We start from the raw sequence: 5601 nt of genomic DNA on the forward strand, positions 1-5601 counted from the left end.
TGTTTCCGCGGCGGCCTGCGCTCGCAGATCAGCCAGCAGTGGCTGCGTGAAGCCGGGGTGCCCTATCCGCGGGTGCAGGGCGGCTACAAGGCCATGCGCACCTTCCTGATCGAGGAAATCGAAAGTGCCGTGCGCGACTGCGTATTTACGCTGGTGGGCGGCATGACCGGCACCGGCAAAACCGAGGTGCTGGCGCAACTGGACAACGCCATCGACCTCGAGGACCACGCCAATCATCGCGGCTCCAGTTTCGGCAAGCGCGCGACACCGCAGCCTTCGCAGATCAGCTTTGAAAATGCACTGGCGATCGATTTTCTGAAACGCCGTGCCGCGGGCCGGCAACACTTCGTGCTGGAAGATGAAAGCCGCCTGATCGGCCGCTGCTCGGTACCGCTATCCCTGCACGAGGGCATGCGCGGTTACCCGCTGGTGTGGCTGGAAGATTCCATCGAGGGGCGGGTGGAGCGCATCCTGAAAGACTACGTGGTGGACCTGTGTGCGGATTTCGTTGCGCAACACGGTGCCGAAGAAGGTCCGCAGGTTTTTGCCGGCGCGCTGCGCCAGAATCTCGCTAACATCATGCGACGCCTGGGCGGCGAACGTCACCGCGAACTCGACACGATTATGCAGGAAGCGCTGCAGCGGCAATTGGCCGATGGCGATGTGGATCGTCACCGGGACTGGATCCGTATGCTGCTGAGCGACTACTACGACCCAATGTACGACTACCAGCTGGAACAAAAGGCCGGGCGCATCATTTTCCGTGGCAACCAGCGGGAAGTGGTGGAGTACCTGCGCGCGCAATCGGCCTCGCTATAACTGCTGAGCCAGCGCCTAACCCGATTAACAATTCGATTAACGTTTTTTCCACTATTGAACTGGAGAACTCGCATGTTCAAAAACGCCAAGGCGCTGGCCGCCCTGTGCCTGTTACCGCTTGTCCTGATGTTTGGCTCTCTCGTTTCTGCGGAAACCAACCCGCAAACGCTGCGGGTATCCGCCATCCCGGACGAGGCCCCCACAGAACTGCTGCGGAAATTCAAACCGCTGGGGCAATACCTCGAACAGCAGTTGGGCATGAAGGTGCAGTTTGTCCCCGTCACCGATTACGCCGCGGTGGTGGAAGGCCTCGCCGCAGACAAGGTGGACTTGGCCTGGCTGGGCGGTTTCACGTTTGTGCAGGCGCGTCTGAAAACCGGCAACGCCGTTCCTCTGGTACAGCGGCAAAAGGATCGCCAGTTCACCAGTAAGTTCATCACCGCAGATCCCGCGGTCAAATCCCTGCAGGACCTCAAGGGCAAGAGCTTTGTCTTCGGCTCCATCTCGTCCACCTCCGGCAGCCTGATGCCGCGCTATTTCATGGACAAGGAAGGGATAAAACCGGAAGGCTTTTTCAGCCGCGTAGCCTACTCCGGTGCCCACGATGCCACCGCAGCGTGGGTACAGGCCGGCAAGGCCGACGCCGGTGTACTCAACGCCTCGGTGTGGGACAAACTGGTGGCCAGCGGCAAAGTGGATTCGAATAAAGTGCGGGTACTCGCCACTACCCCGCCCTACTACGATTACAACTGGACCGTGCGCGGTGATCTGGACCCGGCACTCGCGGCAAAAATCAAAACCGCCTTCCTCGCACTCGACCCGGCTAACCCTGAGCACAAAACCATTCTCGACCTGCAGGCTGCCGATCGCTTTATCGAGACCTCACCGGAAAATTATCAGTCCATCGAGGACGCGGCGCGCTCCGTAGGCCTGCTGAAGTGAGCGTAGATGTGCGCGGGGTGTGGATGCGCTATCCCGCCGCCGGCAGCATCGGTGCGGGCAGGAAGAGCCACACCGACAGCCTCAAGGATATCCACCTGCGCATTGCGCGTGGCGAGCGGGTTGCCGTGATCGGCCCGTCCGGCGCGGGCAAGTCGACCCTACTGCACCTGCTGGCTACCGCGCAGCAACCCACTGCCGGCGCACTCGATGTTCTCGAGGCGGCCCCGTGGGAACTGAATACGCGCAACCGCAAACGCCTGCGCGCGCGTATCGGGCTGATTCAACAGTCGCCCCCCCTGCCACCCCGCCAGCGGGTGATCACTGCGGTAAGCGCCGGTCGCGCGGGGCAGTGGCCGCAGTGGAAGTGCCTGCTCAATTTTGTCTACCCGCTGGACATTCCGGGCGTTGCCCATACCCTGGAAAAGCTCGATCTCGCGGAAAAAATTTTCGCGCGCTGCGGTGCGCTGTCCGGCGGGCAACTGCAACGGGCAGCCATTGCCCGCGCCCTGTACCAGGCCCCGGAACTGCTGCTGGCGGATGAACCGGTGTCTGCCATGGATCCGGTGCTGGCGGAGCACACCCTTGGCCTGCTGAATGAAATTTCACAGGAGCGCAACACCACGCTGATCGTGAGCCTGCACAATCTGGAACTGGCGCTGCGTTTTTTCCCCCGCGTGATCGGCCTGCGAGATGGCCAGGTGATGTTTGATCAGGCCGCCAAAGACCTGACCAGCACGAAACTTACACGGCTCTATGCCAATCGCCAGCTGCACTCAAGCGCAGAAATACCAAGCAACGCGCGTGAAGCGTTGCAAGTCCCCCGGTGCTGAAGCAGTGGACCACAGCAGCGCTGCATTCGCCACCAAACCTCAGCCGCTACCGCAGCGGGATCCCGCCGCAAGCGGACGCCTGCTGCTGACGCTGTTGGTATTGTTGCTGGTATGGCCGGGCCTGCATTTCAGCGAACTCGATATACGCGTGCTGTTCGATAGCGACAGCACCCGGGCGATGGTGTCCCTGTTCAGTGGCGCCTGGCCCCCCGCCCATTCGGAGGAATTCCTGCAGCTAGTGGCCACCGCCACGCTGGAAACCATCGCGATTGCCATCGCCGGTATCGCGCTGGCCCTGCCACTGGCCGCCGTCACCTCCCTTATTGCCACGCGCGCACTGTCGCGCTCCGCCAGCGAGCGCGACGGCACGCCATCACTGCTCGGTCGCTGCCTGCGCTGGCCGGTGCGGGCCCTGCTGATCCTGCTGCGCAGCGTTCCGGAAATCGTGTGGGCGCTGCTGTTCGTGCGCGGCGTGGGGCTGGGACCGACTGCCGGCGTGCTCGCTATCGCCATCAGTTACAGCGGCATGCTCGGCAAGGTCTACAGCGAAATTTTCGAAGCCGTCGACCGGCGGCCGGCGCAGGCACTGTTGCATGCCGGCGCATCGCGACTGAGCGCTTTCATCTATGGCATTTTGCCCAATGCATCGCAGGAACTGATTTCCTATACCGTCTACCGCTGGGAGTGCGCCTTGCGCGCTTCCGTGGTGATGGGCTTTGTCGGCGCCGGGGGCCTGGGACAGCAACTGGAACTCTCGCTGCGCATGTTTGCCGGCGGCGAAGTCATCACCATCCTGCTGGTGTTTCTGTTGCTGGTACTGGCGGCAGACACCATCAGCCGGTGGCTGCGGGAGCGCCTGGTATGAGAGCCAAAATTGGCGGACTCAAGCCTCCGGCCATTACCGGCAACCTCTTTCTGTTGCTGCTATTGGTGCTGGTTACCGTTGCCGCATTCCGTTATCTGTCACTGGATTTTTCCGCACTGCGGGAAGCCGACACCCTGCGGCTTATGGGTGCCTACCTGCTCGAATTCCTGCCACCGGATTTCTCCTCCGCGCACCTGATCGCGGTGGGCCGCGGCGCGCTGGAAACTCTCGCCATGTCCGTTGCCGGCACGTTGATGGCCGCGATTAGCGGCCTGCTCCTGGCGCTGCCGGCGGCAGGACATTTGGGCGCGGTGGTAAGAGCACTGGCGCGCGGGTTGCTCAACATACTGCGCGCCATCCCCGAACTGGTGTGGGCCGCGTTGATGGTACTGGCCGCCGGCCTCGGACCCAATGCCGGCACTCTTGCGCTCGCACTGCACACGACCGGTGTACTGGGGCGACTGTTTGCCGAAGCCCTGGAAAACACCCCGCCCCATCCCGCCCGGGCGCTCAGGCTTTCAGGTGCTAGCCACCTCAGTGCCTTCTGTTACGGCACACTGCCAATGCTGTGGCCACAGCTCACTGCTTACACCCTGTATCGCTGGGAAAATAATATCCGCATGTCGTCGGTGCTCGGGTTTGTCGGTGCCGGCGGTCTCGGGCAGATGCTGTATATCCATTTGAGCCTGTTTCAACAGGCGCAGGCGGCCACGGTATTGATTGCAATGCTGTTGATGGTATTCGCTGTCGACAGCTTCAGTCACTGGCTGCGACGGCTGTAGCAATTAACGTCCGTCACAGGTTTCGCTGGCGCGACAGAGGCAGAATCACTGATATGCTGCTCATGTCTTCGACACCTCAGTGGCGGTACGCGAAACTTTCCCTGAAGTCAGCATCCACGTTGCCAGCAACGAGCCAGCCTATGACTCTCGTATCCCAAGCGTCGCTCAACCAGCTTTACCAGACAGAATCGCGCCGGGTGCTCGCGACCCTGATCCGTCTGCTGGGGGATTTCGACCTGGCGGAAGAGGCGATGCATGAAGCATTCGCCGCCGCGCTTGCCCAATGGCCGACTGAAGGCATGCCCGACAATCCGCGCGCCTGGCTGGTCTCCACCGGGCGTTTCAAGGCCATCGACCAGCTGCGCCGCAAGGCGCGCTTCAATGTGTCTTACGAGGACATTGCCGAACAGCTGACAGCCGAACTGGCAACGGAACAGGAAGAAGAACAGGAAATTGAAGACGACCGCCTGCGCCTGATCTTCACCTGCTGCCATCCAAGCCTCGCGCCGGAGGCGCAGCTGGCCCTGACCTTGCGCGAAGTCTGCGGCCTGACCACGGAAGAAATCGCCAGCGCTTTTCTCACCACCACGCCGACCCTGGCCCAGCGTATCGTGCGCGCCAAGGCAAAAATCCGCGATGCGCGTATCCCCTACGAAGTGCCCGGGCCAGAGCAGCTACCGGAGCGCCTGCAGTCCGTGCTGCAAGCTATTTATCTCATTTTCAATGAAGGCTATTCCGCCTCCGCCGGCGACAAGCTGATACGCCACGACCTGGCCAGTGAAGCCATTCGCCTGGCGCGCCTGCTGTGTGCTCTGTTGCCAGAACCGGAAGCCGTGGGTTTGCTGGCGCTGTTGCTGCTGCAGGATTCCCGGCGCGCCGCGCGGGTCTCTGCCGATGGCGACCTGATTCTGCTGGAGCAGCAGGACCGCACGCTGTGGGACCAGCAGCAGATCCGCGAGGGCGTCGACCTGGTCCTGCGGGCACTAGCCAGCCGGCGATTCGGTCCCTATACGCTGCAGGCCGCCATCGCCGCGGTGCATGCGGAAGCGTCATCCGTCGATACCACCGACTGGTGGGAGATCGTCGGCCTGTACGACGCCCTGCTCGAGCGGAATCCATCACCGGTCATCGAGCTCAACCGCGCTGTTGCCGTGGCCATGCGCGACGGCGCCGCACAGGGCCTGCAACTGATCGACGCGCTGCTCGCCCGTGGCGCACTGACCGACTATCACCTGGCCCACGCCGCCCGCGCCGACCTGTGCCGGCGCCTGGGGCGTGTTGAGGAAGCGCGTACCGCCTATCAACGCGCCCTGGAACTCGCCCAGCAGGGACCGGAACAGCGTTTTCTCGCCCGTCGCCTGGC

The 5601-nt window shown here is 62.6% G+C and carries 6 protein-coding genes; all 6 read left to right on the forward strand.

The annotated features are described in order from the left end of the window. A partial coding sequence (gene mnmH, locus VIL80_RS14430) for a tRNA 2-selenouridine(34) synthase MnmH (protein WP_332036794.1) occupies positions 1–819 on the forward strand: 819 nt, incomplete at its 5' end. Positions 820–891: 72 nt separating this feature from the next. Continuing rightward, positions 892–1761, forward strand: a complete 870-nt coding sequence (locus tag VIL80_RS14435) for a putative selenate ABC transporter substrate-binding protein (RefSeq protein ID WP_332036795.1) — start codon at positions 892–894, stop codon at positions 1759–1761. Further along, positions 1758–2591 (forward strand): phosphonate ABC transporter ATP-binding protein, encoded by an 834-nt coding sequence (locus VIL80_RS14440; RefSeq protein WP_332036796.1) that lies wholly within the window; start codon positions 1758–1760, stop codon positions 2589–2591. Before VIL80_RS14435 ends, VIL80_RS14440 begins: the two co-directional genes overlap by 4 nt. Further along, a complete protein-coding gene (locus VIL80_RS14445; protein WP_332036797.1) occupies positions 2563–3456 on the forward strand; it encodes a PhnE/PtxC family ABC transporter permease in 894 nt (297 codons plus the stop codon). The genes VIL80_RS14440 and VIL80_RS14445 overlap by 29 nt, the downstream gene beginning before the upstream one ends. Continuing rightward, positions 3453–4238, forward strand: coding sequence for a phosphonate ABC transporter, permease protein PhnE (gene phnE / locus VIL80_RS14450; protein ID WP_332036798.1), 786 nt, complete (start codon positions 3453–3455; stop codon positions 4236–4238). Before VIL80_RS14445 ends, phnE begins: the two co-directional genes overlap by 4 nt. A 140-nt stretch (positions 4239–4378) precedes the next feature. After that, on the forward strand, positions 4379–5601 hold a 1223-nt coding region (locus VIL80_RS14455; RefSeq protein ID WP_332036799.1), incomplete at its 3' end, for an RNA polymerase sigma factor.

This window comes from Microbulbifer sp. (assembly GCF_036563125.1).
Lineage (GTDB): Bacteria > Pseudomonadota > Gammaproteobacteria > Pseudomonadales > Cellvibrionaceae > Microbulbifer.